Source organism: Flavobacterium gilvum (assembly GCF_001761465.1).
In the GTDB taxonomy this organism is placed as follows: Bacteria; Bacteroidota; Bacteroidia; order Flavobacteriales; family Flavobacteriaceae; genus Flavobacterium; species Flavobacterium gilvum.
In genome coordinates this window covers 1,628,861-1,644,292 of sequence record NZ_CP017479.1, presented here as the reverse complement: position 1 = coordinate 1,644,292, position 15,432 = coordinate 1,628,861, and the positions used below count along the sequence as shown (strand labels likewise).

Annotated in this window: 10 protein-coding genes and 2 tRNA genes; 8 read left to right on the top strand and 4 right to left on the bottom strand. The window is 34.9% G+C overall.

Going from position 1 to position 15,432, the window contains the following annotated elements; genetic code table 11:
* Positions 1–59: 59 nt before the first annotated feature.
* Together gpmI and EM308_RS06860 are read right to left on the bottom strand one after the other, a co-directional pair.
* Positions 60–1,577, bottom strand: coding sequence for a 2,3-bisphosphoglycerate-independent phosphoglycerate mutase (gpmI, locus tag EM308_RS06865; RefSeq protein WP_035635423.1), 1,518 nt, complete (start codon positions 1,575–1,577; stop codon positions 60–62).
* A gap of 246 nt (positions 1,578–1,823) precedes the next feature.
* The gene (locus EM308_RS06860) at positions 1,824–4,217 is read right to left on the bottom strand and encodes a DUF5916 domain-containing protein (RefSeq protein ID WP_035635421.1); all 2,394 of its coding nucleotides are present in this window, start codon (positions 4,215–4,217) and stop codon (positions 1,824–1,826) included.
* Between the two features lie 188 nt (positions 4,218–4,405).
* Here EM308_RS06860 and EM308_RS06855 point away from each other — a divergent pair, with 188 nt between their 5' ends.
* Positions 4,406–5,107: a murein L,D-transpeptidase catalytic domain family protein gene (locus EM308_RS06855; protein WP_035635418.1), complete on the top strand. Its 702-nt coding sequence runs from the start codon at positions 4,406–4,408 to the stop codon at positions 5,105–5,107.
* 9 nt (positions 5,108–5,116) lie between these two features.
* Here EM308_RS06855 and EM308_RS06850 read toward each other — a convergent pair whose 3' ends face one another.
* Positions 5,117–6,706: a L,D-transpeptidase family protein gene (locus EM308_RS06850; RefSeq protein WP_231559991.1), complete on the bottom strand. Its 1,590-nt coding sequence runs from the start codon at positions 6,704–6,706 to the stop codon at positions 5,117–5,119.
* Between the two features lie 384 nt (positions 6,707–7,090).
* Here EM308_RS06850 and EM308_RS06845 point away from each other — a divergent pair.
* Together EM308_RS06845 and EM308_RS06840 are read left to right on the top strand one after the other, a co-directional pair.
* Positions 7,091–7,163, top strand: a tRNA-Gly gene (locus EM308_RS06845).
* A gap of 47 nt (positions 7,164–7,210) precedes the next feature.
* Positions 7,211–7,286: transfer RNA gene (locus tag EM308_RS06840), tRNA-Gly, on the top strand.
* Between the two features lie 42 nt (positions 7,287–7,328).
* Here the strand turns inward: EM308_RS06840 and EM308_RS06835 are convergent.
* Complete coding sequence (locus EM308_RS06835) at positions 7,329–8,585, bottom strand: DUF445 domain-containing protein (protein WP_035635416.1); 1,257 nt, start codon at positions 8,583–8,585, stop codon at positions 7,329–7,331.
* Between the two features lie 204 nt (positions 8,586–8,789).
* On the opposite strand from EM308_RS06835, the gene map reads away from it, so the two are divergent.
* The 5 genes from map (at position 8,790) to apaG (ending at position 15,391) form a co-directional block, all read left to right on the top strand.
* Entirely contained in the window at positions 8,790–9,608 is an 819-nt protein-coding gene (map, locus tag EM308_RS06830; RefSeq protein WP_035635414.1) for a type I methionyl aminopeptidase, read from the top strand.
* Positions 9,609–9,731: 123 nt separating this feature from the next.
* Positions 9,732–10,496 (top strand): class I SAM-dependent methyltransferase, encoded by a 765-nt coding sequence (locus EM308_RS06825; RefSeq protein WP_035635410.1) that lies wholly within the window; start codon positions 9,732–9,734, stop codon positions 10,494–10,496.
* Positions 10,497–10,583: 87 nt separating this feature from the next.
* On the top strand, positions 10,584–13,490 hold the full coding sequence (locus EM308_RS06820; protein ID WP_035635409.1) for a DEAD/DEAH box helicase: 2,907 nt from the start codon (positions 10,584–10,586) through the stop codon (positions 13,488–13,490).
* Between the two features lie 179 nt (positions 13,491–13,669).
* The gene (locus EM308_RS06815) at positions 13,670–14,923 is read left to right on the top strand and encodes a type IX secretion system plug protein (RefSeq protein WP_035635406.1); all 1,254 of its coding nucleotides are present in this window, start codon (positions 13,670–13,672) and stop codon (positions 14,921–14,923) included.
* A gap of 81 nt (positions 14,924–15,004) precedes the next feature.
* The gene (gene apaG, locus EM308_RS06810) at positions 15,005–15,391 is read left to right on the top strand and encodes a Co2+/Mg2+ efflux protein ApaG (RefSeq protein ID WP_035635404.1); all 387 of its coding nucleotides are present in this window, start codon (positions 15,005–15,007) and stop codon (positions 15,389–15,391) included.
* Positions 15,392–15,432: the final 41 nt, after the last annotated feature.

The window sequence follows — 15,432 nt, the reverse complement described above, 5'->3', positions numbered from 1 at the left end:
AGTTTATTATGATAGTAGAGACGTTGCACTGCAACGTCTCTACGCACATTACATTTATTTTACAACAACGAATGACTTGTCATAGCTGCTGGTTGCTCAATTCCCATCAAAGCAAGAATTGTTGGAGCGATATCTCCCAGAACACCATTGTTAATGTTTTTCAACTCTTTGTCCACCAAAATAATTGGCACAGGATTCGTTGTGTGAGCCGTGTTTGGAGAACCATCAGGATTAATCATAGTTTCGCAGTTACCGTGATCTGCAATAATGATTGTTGTGTAATCATTTGCAAGAGCGGCTTCGACAACTTCTTTTACGCAAGCATCAACAGCCTCACAGGCTTTTATCGCCGCACTCATAACTCCTGTATGCCCAACCATGTCTCCGTTGGCAAAATTTAAACAAACAAAATCAACTTCACCTTTGTTTAATTCTGGCACCAAAGCATCTTTCAATTCATAAGCGCTCATTTCTGGCTGTAAATCGTAAGTAGCTACTTTTGGAGAGTTTCTCAAAATTCTGGTTTCGCCTTCAAATGGAGTTTCCTGCCCACCTGAGAAGAAAAAGGTTACGTGAGGATATTTTTCTGTTTCGGCGATACGAATTTGTTTTTTATTGGCTTTTGCCAAAACTTCACCCAATGTTTCAGTGATGTTGTCTTTGTTGTACACCACTTTTACATTTTCGTAAGTTTCATCATAATTGGTAAGCGTCACATAGTACAATTTTAATTTGTGCATGTTTTGCTCGTGGAAATCCTTTTGCGAAAGCGCTTCGGTCAATTCACGACCTCTATCAGTTCTAAAGTTGAAGAAAATAACCACATCGTCTTCTTCAATTTTGGCAAGAGGTTGATTTTTGTCATCCACCATTATAATTGGTTTGATGAACTCATCGGTTACGTCGTTTTTGTAACTTTCTTTGATACTGGCTTCAGCATTTGTAGAGTGAATTCCTTCTCCATGAACCACTGCATCGTAGGCCAATTTCACTCTTTCCCAACGTTTATCTCTGTCCATAGCATAATAACGACCAGTTATCGATGCCAATTTTACGGTAGTTGAATAAATATAGTTTTCTAAATCCAGAATGTATTTTTTTCCAGATTTTGGATCTACATCACGACCATCGGTAAAAGCATGTACGAATACGTTTTGAAGGCCATATTCTTGAGTAGCATCAATTAATCCGCGTAAGTGAGACGTATGCGAGTGAACCCCACCATCTGAAAGAAGACCTAAAAAGTGTACTTTTTTATTGGTTTTTTTTGCATATTCAAAAGCTTCGATAAGCACTGGCTCTTTTGCCAACGTTTTGTGTTCTACGGCAAGATTAATTTTGGCTAAATCTTGATAAACAATTCTTCCAGCTCCTAGGTTCATGTGTCCTACTTCGCTGTTTCCCATTTGTCCATCAGGAAGTCCAACATTCAACCCGTCTGTTCGAAGTTGTGCGCTAGGATATTTTGTATAAAGACTATTTATAAACGGAACATTTGCATTATCAATTGCAGAAACTTTCGGGTCAGGTGATTTTCCCCAACCGTCTAAAATCATTAAAATTACTTTTTTGTTCATGGTATGAAATTTTTTGCAAAGATAACGCATTCCAAAAAAATATAAGTTCGTCAAAACTACTATTGTACATAAAAAAGAGAAGTACAACAAATACTTAAAATTGTGTTGCAAAAAGCGATTTTTTGTAAAAAAAACGCAAAAAAATTCCTCAAAAATCGAGTATAAAAACCTTGATTTTTAAGGAGAATTTTGTCTTATAAAAAGATTTTTCTTTGGGAAATGATATTTATTTACATCCCAACTAAATCAAAATTTATTTTTAACCACATTATAGTCGATATAATAACGAATGCTAAGCGATATAATATTGGTCAAATTACTATTGAACACATCTGAAAAATTGTTCGAAAGGCTTTTCTCGATTTGATTGGTTTCTTCCAAAGCATAATTTCGGTACAACAAAATCATTTCGCTTCCTGGGGCAAACCACCACGAATAGGACAAATCCAAATTCCAGGAATTAAAATTCCTGTTTTTGTTTAAGTTGTAACCAGGATTTGGAGTCAGATAACCATCGTCCTGCAACGTAAAAAACTCATGGTTATCGGCATACGACCAGTAGTATCTCACATCGAGATTTAAAGACATTCTATTTGAGATAGCAAATTTTCCGACAAGCGTATTCTGCAGTATTTCTCTATTTCTTTCGGCAAATACAATCCCTAAATCATCAGAATCAACACGGCCTCTGTCGTTTTTTTTCACAGAATAATCTAAGGCGTATTCTAATGAAAATTGATTGCTAAATCGGTATTTTGGGTTAATAAAAACACCATAATTCAATCTATTTTCCTCATCATATTTTACAAAAAAAGATTGCAGGCCTACCGTGAATGCATGATTCTTGTTTAATTCAAAAGTAAAAAGAGAAGAAATTCTTTTTGGAACATATACATAGCGACCAACTTCTCTGGGCTCATAAAAATCGAAAGTTCCTTTTGGAGTGAGAACTAACGAGAATTCATAGTAATTATTTTTAAAAGTAGAAGCTCCTATAGTAGTCTTCAGATAATCCTCTTGAATTTTCCCTGTTGTGTTTTGAATTTCCAAATTAGCTTCTTGCAGAATTTTAAACGTATTAAAAACAGAAGTTGGATTCAAGATTCTGTAGCTCACATTGGCGTAAGGGTTGTAATAATTAGTATAATAAATCAATCCCAAATCATTGACATCATAGTTTTCCGAAATATATTTTCCCGAAAGTTCATAACGGATTTTTCCGCTTGTTTTTTCAAAATTCAGAGCGGTTTTAAAACCGTCATAATCATCAACCGTATTTACTTTACTGTATTTAAAATCCCCGTTCAGGCTATAAGCATTTTCCTTAGTATTCAAATCAAATAAAAGTCCTGAAACATTTGCATCTCTAAAACTCCCGTTCCTGATTGTGTTTGTATTGATAAAAGTCACCGACGAATTTTGATTAAACCTTTGGTCCAAAACAAATATATTATAATTGGCAAGTGGTTCAATAACTTCTTTCCTCTCAGCATTTGTTACAGTATCTTTTATGGTGGCGTATGTTTTTTCGGTAACGGCATTTAGAAAACCTATTCCCAAACCTTTTTTGGTACGCCCCGAAATTTTGATTGCATTAAGTAAATCGACAGTACTTGGGAAATCTGTAATTTTTTCGTTTTCCTTCAATGCAGGATCAGAACTCGGATAACCTCCTATCCTTCTGGAGTAAAACAAATTTCCTTTTGAAAACAACTCGGTTCCTTCGGTAAAAAAAGGTCTATTTTCATCTAATTTTTGTTCGAATGGTTCGAGATTTAAAATGGCATTATCAAATTTTGTCTGACCAAAATCGGGCACTAAAATCGCATCCAGCGTAAAAGCGTCATTAATCCCATATTTGATATCCACACCTCCTTTGAACGTTTTATCCGACTGGAATTGGTCTTTTTGATAATAAAATGAAGCATACGGAATAAAGAACAATCGGGTTGGTGTCTTGATATTTTCAATTCCTTCCAACAGCCCATTTTGTGTCAGTTCGGCACCAATTTTGGTATCAATCCGATTCCATGAATACACCTGCACATCTCTTTGTATATTTCTAAGAAAATTAATCCCCCATACTTGTTTGTCAGAATTTGAGAATCGTATTGCAGCGTAGGGAATTTTCATTTCGACTATCCAGCCATCATTGGTTATTACAGCTTTACTGTCCCAAATGGCGTCCCAGGAAAAATCCTTAGTGTCTTCAGTAGCAATACAATCCAGCTGAACTCCCGCTGCAGTTACATAAAATCTGAAATCTTGTTGTCCATCATTAAAACCATTAATAAAAACTGCAAAATAATCACTCACCCCAAAAACATCTCTATTGGTGATTTCCTTTTTTATTTGACTGGGATTTTCATCAAATAATTTGGCTGCAATGTAAACAGCATCATTATCATAAATTACTTTAACCTCTGATTTTTTATTTACACTGATTGGTTTACCATTATCAGGTTGATACATAACAAAATCAGCAGCAGTTTCTGCTGAATCCCATTCGCCTTCCAAAATTTTCCCATCTATCGATATTCTAGAAGTTATCGATTTTGCATTAAGAATCTTTTTCTGGCCATACAATAGACTTGTGCCTATAATTATAAAAAAAGCAATACTGTTTATAATTTTGGTCATAAAAAACTTTCTATTTGGGGCTAAGATAAAGCAAAAATTAAAAAAAATACTGACACCTATACTCATTTTGTAAAAAAAAGTCGATAAAAAACCCAAAATAATCGTTAAAATGCGCTTATTATTTTGCTAAGCAATATTTGTTTGTATATTTGCCTCCCCTCAATATTTTAGCAACTAAATGGATTTCAATGTTTTATAAGTTTTTTATCGCAATACCGTTTTTATTAGCTTCTTTGTCTTTTACAGGCAAAACAGAAGTTTCTACTACAATAAAATCCAAAAAATTGGCTGTTTCAAAAACAATTTCTGATATTGACAGTAAAATTCAGTCGACTTACAACTCATTACAAACCAATCAATTTCAGCTGCCCAATAAAGAATGCTTTTGCGAAGCTTTGAAAGGTTTTTATGCTTTTAAAGCAAATGGATTAATCAAAAAAGACATTTTAACTTTAATTGATTTTAGTTTGTCATCCAATTCAAAACGCCTTTGGATTATTGATTTAACGACCAATGAGATACTTATCCAGACTTTGGTTGCACACGGAAAAAACACCGGAGATGAATTTGCCAATAATTTTTCGAACATCCCTGAGTCCTTCAAAAGCAGTTTGGGCTTCTACGCTACTGGAGAAGAATATTATGGAAAACACGGCAATTCGTTAAAATTAGATGGTTTAGAAAAAGGTATAAACGATTCTGCTCGCGAAAGAGCCATCGTGATTCATGGTGCCGATTATGTTTCGGAGTCGTTCATAAAGAGGCACAACCGTTTGGGCAGAAGTCAAGGATGCCCAGCGGTTCCGGTAGAATTGGCAACAGAAATCATATCAATGATAAAAGATCAATCCTGTTTATTTATCTATCATCCTTCATTAAATGAATCCTAATTGCCAAGACTAATTTCGTAATTGAGAATACAAATCGGCATCAAGATTATAGATGTCGTCTCTGAAAACCAATTCACCGTCTTCACTCCAAGCGGTCCAATACCATTGATACAAAGCATAACGCTTGATTAAACGAACAAAAAGCGTTTTCTTGGTCTCAATAATGGAGTCCATTTTTTCCTTAGTATATTTCTTCTGATCGGCCAGTAAAAGTTCAACCAATTCCAAAGGTTTCTCAACACGTATGCAACCCGAGCTCAATGACCGAAAATTGCGATCAAACAAATCGCGATGATCGGTGTCATGCATATAAACACTGTATCGGTTTGGAAAATTGATTTTGACAACGCCCAACGCATTATTATATCCGGGTTTTTGAACATATCGATATCCTCTCGGCTTTTTTTCATTCCATTTATAAGGATCCACTTCGTTGCTGTCTGAATCATATATTCCAATCCCTTTTTTTCTTAGATAATTTCGATCTTTGATTAATTCGGGAATAATATCCTCTTTCAAAATAGTTGGAGGAACTGTCCATGTTGGGTTGAAAACTACTGTCTGCAAAACAGACGTCAATACCGGTGTTCTTCTTTTATTTTTTCCTACAACAATTCGCTTGCTCATCGTTACATTTTGGTCTTCGACAACATTCAGGCTGTAATCAGGAATATTAATCAGCACGTACTTTGGTGCAAATGGTCTAGAATACCAGCGCCAACGCTCCAGATTGGCAATGATTTGGTGCTTTCTTTCTTCTTTGGTAAAATTAAGTGCCTTTATGGTTCCTTTACCAATAACACCATCTGAATATAAACCATGTCTGGTTTGAAATTTTTTTACCGCCTCAAATGTCTTATCATCATAAAAAGAGGAAAGTCTCACACTGTCCAGATCATTCCAGTAAATCAGTTTCTTTTTGACTGTGATTATTGCTTTATCAGTATGATTGTGTCGCATCACATAAGCAGTATCAATAATATCTGTAGTATCTTCTGGAAATTTATTGATGATTTCTAGTGCTGCAATTAATTTTTTATATGTTAATGCCTGAGGCTGGCATTTTACTATTTCTCCGGCAAGAGAATCTTTTTCCAAAGCAGTATTCAAAACCGCTGGAGTATCAAATTCATCCATATGCAAATCCCAATTGAAATATACGTTTTTGGGATTCAATTTTCCCTGATGAAGATGCTTCAAATATTTTTCAAAATTATACGAAAGCAATAAATCGTAATTGACCTGTTCATTGTCATTTAGATCAGTGAAGTTTTTTTCAATACTTTCTAATTTTGAAATGTTATAATCCAACGGATTCAATCCTTCGTCTTCGCATTTCTTAATAGTTACAAGAATTATTTTTCTGTTTTTTTCAGAATGCCATACCGTCTTAAACCCTCTGGATTTATAAAATTCCATGAGTGATTTACTTTTAAAAGCTGCAATCAATAGCGTATCAATTTCCAGGCTCTCCCCTTCCCTGTCATTTTTGAACATATTTTCAGTTAATGCAAAAGAATCTGGATTTATGACTAACTCTTTTTTGCAACTTAATAAAAGTGCAAAAACAATAAAAACCCAAAATTTATTTATTTTCATTTTTTTTAAATTAAGAAATGTTCGCCTCATATTTAATAAAAGCATCACCAACACTGGCGTAACATAATTTTTGCATAAAAACCACCTGCAACGATTCTAAAATTGAACAAAATTAAATCGACAGGTTGTATTAATTTTCTTCCGGATAACGGCATATCTTACAAATTAGTCTCCTTAACCCATATTTTTTTTTGTTTATCACACAATTAAAATACAAAATAAAAGCATAACATTTTAGTTTTAAAATGATTGCAAAACAAAAAGAGAAATGCCGAATTATTTTTCAAAAAAAAATTTGCAAATAACTTTTTTTATTATTTATCTTTGCACCTCACAAACGAGTTCGTCGAACTCCTTTTAAAACAAGAGTTTTGTGAGATAAATGCGGAAGTAGCTCAGTTGGTAGAGCTCCAGCCTTCCAAGCTGGTTGTCGCGAGTTCGAGCCTCGTCTTCCGCTCTAAAGTCAATCTTTTTGATTGTAAAGGGTAAATTTTAATGATTAATGCGGAAGTAGCTCAGTTGGTAGAGCTCCAGCCTTCCAAGCTGGTTGTCGCGAGTTCGAGCCTCGTCTTCCGCTCCAAAAACCTCAAATGAAAATTTGAGGTTTTTTTTATTCCAAAATTTACAACACAAAATTCTGCAAAACACATTCTACCCCATAAATCAAAAGCCCTACCAAACCTCCTACCAGCGTCCCGTTAATGCGTATGTACTGAAGATCACTTCCTATTTCTAGTTCGAGTTTCTTCGAAACCTCATCAGTATCCCAACTTTTAACGGTAGAAGATATCAAATCACCAATCATTTTTTTATTATTAATAAGCACTGACAACATATCATTTTTGATAAAATAATTAATCTTCTCCACCATCAACGAATCAGCTTGGATTCCTTTGCCAAAACTCTGAATCATACTGGCAATACTTTTTTTAATTGATGATTCTTCTTTTTGAGCCAAATCAGCAGCAATCGCCGTTTTGATTTCGAGCCAAATCCCGTTGATATAATCCTGTACTTCTTTTTTATTGGCAAAAGCCAAAACCAATTCGTTTACTTTCTGTTGCATTTCTGTTGAAGCTTTCAATTCCTCAATAAACTGCATTAAATACTCATTTATTTTTTTGCGAATAGCACTATCTTTATAACTGGCTTGTTCCAAAAAATCATACAAACCATTAAAAACACCTTCAGTTATTTTTTTATCGGCCAAGCCAAAAGAAAAAAACGGAGTAGAACTCTTTACTTTTTCTTCAATCAGATGCTTATGATTGTGTAGTTCGACAATCAATGTTTTCAGAACATTGGTAACCAATTGTTCCTGCTTTTCGCTTTTTGCAAGCGATTCCAAACCAAGAGCAATCCATTCGGCAAAATTCAATTTCCCAAGTTTGTCACTAAATTGCGCTTGCACAAAATGTTTTACTTCATCGTCATCAATGGTTTTCAAAACACCCGGAATCACATTCTCTACGATTAAATTAGCTACAAGATTTGCGTTTTTTTCATCTAGTAGCCAGTCCGAAGCTTTCATTGCCACATTAAATTGTTCAATTTTAACTTCCAGTTTTTCTCTTGTCAAAAACTCATCCGAAACAAAATTCCCGAGATTCTCCCCAATTTTATCTTTATTATTCGGAATCAAAGCCGTGTGCGGTATCGGAATTCCCAACGGATGTCGGAACAGCGCCACAACCGCAAACCAATCAGCAATTCCACCAACCATCGCCGCTTCACTGAAAGCTTTGAGCCAATTCATATTATAAACATTGGCAACCACAAAAAGAACCACCGCAAACCCCAAAAGAACAAATGCATTCCTTTTCATTTTATCCAAATCCTTTTCCTTTTGGCTTTTTTGCTCATTTAAAGTTGCACTCATAATCTAACAGATTGATTATTGCTAATTTACGACTAAAGTCTAGAATTAACCGCAAAGTTCACAAAGAATTACGCAAAGTTCGCTAAGCTTTTCGGACATTGCGCCTCCCCAGCGTTCTTTGCGGTTAAGAAAAAATTAAAACAAACCCAACGCATAAAGAAATAATTTTAAAATTGTACTTTTGCAAACTGAAAATTTGAAAATATGATTATTCAAAAAACCCGTGAGGAAATAGAGTTAATGCGTGAAAGTGCGTTAATCGTATCAAAAACATTAGGAATGATTGCTTCTGAAATAAAAGAAGGAGTTACAACATTATATCTAGACAAAAGAGCCGAAGAATTTATAAGGGATCATGGAGCTGTACCAAGTTTCCTAGGACTTTATGGTTTCCCGAATTCATTGTGCATGAGTCCAAATTCCCAAGTGGTACACGGAATCCCAAACAACAAACCTCTTGAAAGCGGTGATGTCATTTCGGTTGATTGTGGTGCTTTCAAAAACGGATTTCACGGAGATCATGCTTATTCTTTTGAAATTGGCGAGGTTGCTCCAGAAACCAAAAAATTACTTCAGGTCACCAAAGAATCTCTATATGTCGGAATCCGTGAATTACGTGCTGGAAACCGAGTAGAAGACGTTGGGAACGCCATTCAAAAATACACCGAAGCACATGGTTATGGCGTGGTTCGAGAGCTGGTTGGTCACGGTGTAGGACAAAAAATGCACGAAGATCCAGAGATGCCAAACTATGGAAAAAGAGGTCGCGGAAAGCTTTTAATCGAAGGAATGGTTGTCGCAATCGAACCGATGATTAATATGGGTACCAAAAACATCAAACAACACAAAGACGGTTGGACAATCACCACCGCTGATGGTAAACCTAGCGCCCACTTCGAACACGATGTTGCCATCATAGACGGAAAACCCGAGATTTTATCGACTTTCTATTACATCTACAAAGCTTTAGGAATTGTGAGTAATGAAGAAGATGAGTTTAGAAAAGTACCTTTGGTTGTTTAACAAACAGGCAAAACTTAAATGAACTTAATTGCCTTATATGGTTAAATAATTTATCAAACCATATAAGGCATTTAAGGACAGATAAGAAAAAATGCCTTTTATGAATCTCTGCGTAATAACCCTATGAAAAAACTCTTTAAACTTATACTCAACACAATTCCTCGTCCTTTATTAATCAGGATGAGTTATCTAGCGCAACCAATTATCGCTTTTTCACTAAAAGGAGACACCTATACAGACCCGATTGACGGAAAAAGTTTCAAATCATTCCTGCCTTATGGGTACGAAACACAGCGCAACAACGTACTTTCACCAAGTACGCTTTCACTAGAAAGACACCGTTTGCTTTGGTTATACTTAAATGGACAAACCGATTTTTTTACAGCTCCTAAAAAAGTATTGCATTTTGCTCCGGAACAGGCTTTTTACAAATTGTTCCGCAAGCAAAAGAACCTCGATTATACCACAACCGATTTATTTTCGCCTTTGGCGGATGTAAAAGCAGACATTTGCAATTTGCCTTTTGAGGATAATCAATATGACGTAATTCTATGTAATCACGTATTGGAGCATATTCCAGATGACACAAAAGCCATGCAGGAATTGTATCGCGTCTTGAAACCAGGCGGAATGGCTATTCTTCAAATCCCACAAGATTTGAACAGAGCTACAACATTTGCAGACGACACAATTACCGACCAAAAAGAACGCGCCAAAATATTTGGCCAATACGACCACGTGCGCATTTATGGGCGTGATTATTTTGACAAATTAAGAAGCATCGGTTTTACCGTTGTCGAGGAAGATTACACCAATAAAATAGCACCCGAATTGGTCGAAAAATATTGTTTGGCAAAAGGAGAAATCATTCCGGTTTGCTTTAAATAAATTTTAACCACAAATTACATAAATTAATTAGTGCTAATTTGTGTAATTTGTGGCTAAAAAAAAGCCAATCTATATAAACAATTAAATTTGAAAATTGCCCCCTCCTTTCTGTTCTGTTTTGACATTAGTTTTGAAAAAAGACTCAATTGTTATATCCCAACGGCATACATCATCGAACAGACGGAGGAAATAACCTATTTAAACAAAAAAGCAAGCCCCGAAGTTTTAGAAAGTTTCGGTGTTGTTTTTGACAATCTGGATGGTAGTACCAAAAAACTACTGACTATTTGCGAAGATTTAAAACCCGAAAAGGTTTTTAAGAAATTCAGCAAGAACAGCAAATCTGCCAAAACCATTGATGATTTACTCAAAGATTCAAAACTCGAATTTGGTATTCGACAGTTCAAGAAAACGAATCTTGACCAATTTTATGTTGGAGTAAAACAAGAGAACTTTCCGTTGTCGATGAATTTGGGAATCGAGAAAGACTTTAGAAAAAGTAAGATTGCAACCAATAATGATTACTTAGAAACGCAACTCCATTTTGACAAACACGAAAGCGGAATTACTTACACACTCGCTTTAAAAGACAAGCAAACAGTTTTTTACCCATCAGATGTTGCGATTGAAATACTTTTAGACGAGCCGGGCTGGATTATCGTTGACCGAAAGCTTTTTCATTTGCAACACATCAATTCCAAAAAAATCACTCCTTTTTTGACGAAAAAATCTGTTGAGATTCCGTCGAAATTGGTGCCGGACTATTTTGAAAAATTCATCAAAGATATTGCCCGAAAAGCAGCCATCACAGCAACAGGTTTTGAAATTGAAACAAGGAACAAAATCGTTTCCTGCGGAATTCAACCTGTATTGGATTTTTTCAAAAACAGTTATCATCTCAACTTAACGTTCCATTATAACGGATATTCATTTGAAGCGACTTCAACCAAAAAAACACATTCGAATATTGATTTAAGCGATTTAAACAATATCAGACTCATTCAACACAAACGTTTGGAAAGTGAATCTTCATTTGCAGATAAATTAGTAGAATTAGGTTTATCGAAAACCGAAAATGGTTTGTTTGGGCTTTCGCCAAAAACAGAAAAACAAGATCCTTACGCAACCATTCAATGGGTAATAGAAAATCAGGAAATTCTTGAATCATGTGTTTTTTCGGTTGCAGATTTAAAAATCGACAGCAAGAAAATTGACACTAAAAAAGTCAGAATTCAATTTTCTAATGATGTCAAAAGCGATTGGTTTGACATTAAAATGACCGTGGTTTGTGAAGCATTTGAATTTAGTTTCAGCGAAATCATTCCGAACATAAAAAACCGAAATCGTCTTTTCCTTTTACCAAACGGTAACTATTTTTTAATCCCCGTCGAATGGATGACGCTTTATGGCCCGATGGCAAAATTGGCAAAAATCCAAAATGGAAATCTTACTTTGCCAAAAAGCAATTTTGCCGTTTTGGAAGATATTCCCCAACTAAAAAGCTCAATTAATTCACAAGAAACAATCGAATACCAACCTTCACCTTTGGTAAAAGCTACTTTGAGACCATATCAAATAGACGGAATTAAATGGCTCTTGGAACATTACAACAATGGATTGGGCGCTTGTCTTGCCGATGATATGGGATTGGGAAAAACATTGCAAACTTTATCCACATTGGTTGCAGTGCAGGAACAATTGGATTTTGAAAAGGCCGAAAACGTTCAGCTTGATTTATTCGGAAACGAAATTCCTGTACCAAAAGAATACCTAAAAGCATTGATTGTCCTGCCTTCGTCTTTGGTTTTTAACTGGTACAACGAAGCCCGAAAATTCACTCCGCATTTTCGGAGAGTGCAATACATTGGCAACGACCGAAAAATGCTTTCGAAAAAACTAGAAAAATACGATTTGATTTTCACTAGTTACGCTGTAGTTTCCAGAGATATTTCGATTTTGGAAAAATACAATTTTAGATATTTGATTTTGGACGAAAGTCAATACATCAAAAACAAAAACTCCAAAATTTTCAAGGCAATCAATCAGATAAAAGCCAGCCATAAAATATCATTGAGCGGCACCCCGATAGAAAACTCCCTCGATGATTTATGGTCGCAAATGCAATTTATCAATCCAAATATCTTGGGAAGCTATTCTTTTTTTGTCGAAAATTACAAATTCCCAATCGAGAAAAAACAGGACGAAAACAGTTTATTAGAATTAAAAAATCTCATCGCACCTTTTATTTTACGACGAACCAAAGAACAAGTTTTAAAAGATTTACCGGAACTCTCCGAGCAAATCTTTTATTGCGAAATGGAACCCGAACAGGAAAAACTATACGAAGAAGAAAAATCCAAAGCACGCAATTCTCTATTAAAAGCTGAAGGAGATAAAGTTGACAAAATCAGCATCATCAACACTTTGATACGTTTGCGCCAATTGAGCAATCACCCAAAAATGATTGATTCAAAATCCGAAATGGATTCTGGAAAATATATTGCCGCAACCCAATATTTGGAAACTTTGGTACAATCAAACCAGAAAACAATTGTATTCAGTTCGTTTACATCCAATTTGGATTTTTATAAAAAGTGGTGCAAAGAAAACAAAATCGATTTTTGTGAGCTCACGGGAGAAACCTCTTTAAACGAAAGAGAATATCAAGTGAATCGTTTTCAGCAACAGGAAAAACCACTATTGTTTTTCATCTCCTTGAAAGCTGGCGGTGTTGGGCTCAACATTACCAAAGCCTCTTATGTAGTTTTCCTGGATCCGTGGTGGAATCCTTTTTCAGAAAAACAGGGAATTGGCCGCGCGCACCGAATTGGCCAAATGAACAAAGTCAACGTGATTCGATTTATCACCAAAAATACCGTCGAAGAAAAAATCATCCGCTTGCAGGAAAGTAAAAAATTATTATCTGATTCTCTTTTGGACGAAAACTTCATTGGCGCCGAGATTGAAAGCAATTTGAGTTTTATTTTAGAATAAAAGAAGGTTTACCATATAAGGCATATAAGTTCATTTAAGTTGTTATTTAAATCCTAGCTTATATGTCCTTACATTCCTTATATGGTTAAATTTAACTTTGATTGTTTTTAAACTCATCGGTAAGCTCAAATTAATTTCCGTTAATTTGTATATTTACAGTTCATGAACATTCATCACAAATGAAAACAGCCTACGCAGTATTACTTTCGTTTTTTTATTTTACAGTTACAGCACAAACACAAATTGAAGTTGCACCTCCTTATAACATCAAAACAGCAGCTTTTACCCAAAACAATCAAAACGTAGTTCCGATTTTCCGGTTAGGAGATCAATTTAATTTTGAATTTGATGATTTGTTTGGTAACGAAGCCGACTATTATTATGAAATCACACACTGCGATTACAATTGGGTTCCAACAGACATTCCAAAAAGCGAATATCTTTCTGGTTTTGATGGTCAAAAAATTCAGGAAACTATAAACTCTTTCAATACATTACAGATTTTTACGCATTACAAATTATCGCTTCCAAATAATTACACGAATAGATTACTCCTTAGCGGTAATTATGTACTTACCATTTTAAATTCTGACAAAGAAGTAGTCACAAAAAGATATTTTGTTTTATACGAAGACCTAGTGCCAGTTTCTTTGAAAATCAGAAGAGCCCGAACCGTCAAAGATATTTATGCCAAACACAATTTAGAAATTGAAATCAAAGGAGAAGATCGAATATTATTTCAAAATCCGATGCAAAACCTAAAAGTATTATTGCTTCAAAACGGAAAATTCTGTACCGCCATCAAAAATGTTCCTCCGCAATATACCGTCAGCAATAATTATGTTTATAAATACGATAAGGAAACCCAGTTTTGGGCAGGAAATGAATTTTTGAATTTTGATTCCAAAGACATCAAAAATGCCAATAACTACGTGAGTTTTGTCAATTCGGATAATGGAATTTACAATACACATTTATTCACCAACAATGACAAATCCAGTTTCCCATACTCTAACTATTCGGACATTAACGGAAACTTTACAATTAGAAAATTTGACGCAGAAAACAACATCACCGAATCTGATTATTCTTGGGTTTACTTCAGTCTTTCGTCACCTTTGGCAGATCCGAGTTCTTCCATTTACATCGTGGGAATGTTCAACAATTATAGCACAACCCCAGAATTCAAAATGGATTTCAACACTAAAAAAGGTCTTTATGAGAAAGCCGTTTTAATCAAACAAGGATTTACAAACTACCAATACCTGACGGTAAACTCCAAAGGAATTATCGATCAGGAACACGCCATTGACGGAAATTTTTATCAAACAGAAAACGAATATACTGTTTTGGTTTACTACAAAGGAAGTGCTGACCGTTACGAAAAAGTAATTGGCAAGGGAACAGCAAATTCGTTAAATATAACAAATTAGAAAACTTTAATTTTTTTTTAAATAAATTATTCATTTTTTTTGTAGATTTGTCGCAATACAGCACTTAATCCGCTCATTAACATGGTTTCTCAAATCACAAGAGGCATAAAAATTACGGTATTGACTAGTTTTGAAGGAACATACTTCAAAAACTACAAGATACATTTTGCCTTTAGTTATGAAATCACCATCGAAAACCACAGCAAAGATTCTGTACAACTCACTTCTCGTCATTGGGAAATTTTCGACTCCTTAAACGATTTGGAATACGTTGATGGTGAAGGCGTTATTGGTAAAAAACCGGTTTTAAAACCAGGAGAACAACACACTTACAGTTCTGGATGCTTGCTATCATCGCCTTATGGCGCCATGAAAGGTTATTTCAATATGATTAACTTTACTTCTACTAAATCTTTCAGGGTTATTGTACCCACTTTTAGACTGTGCGCACCTTTCGCATTAAACTAATTTGACTTTTATTATAACATTTTTAGTATAATTTAAATCTT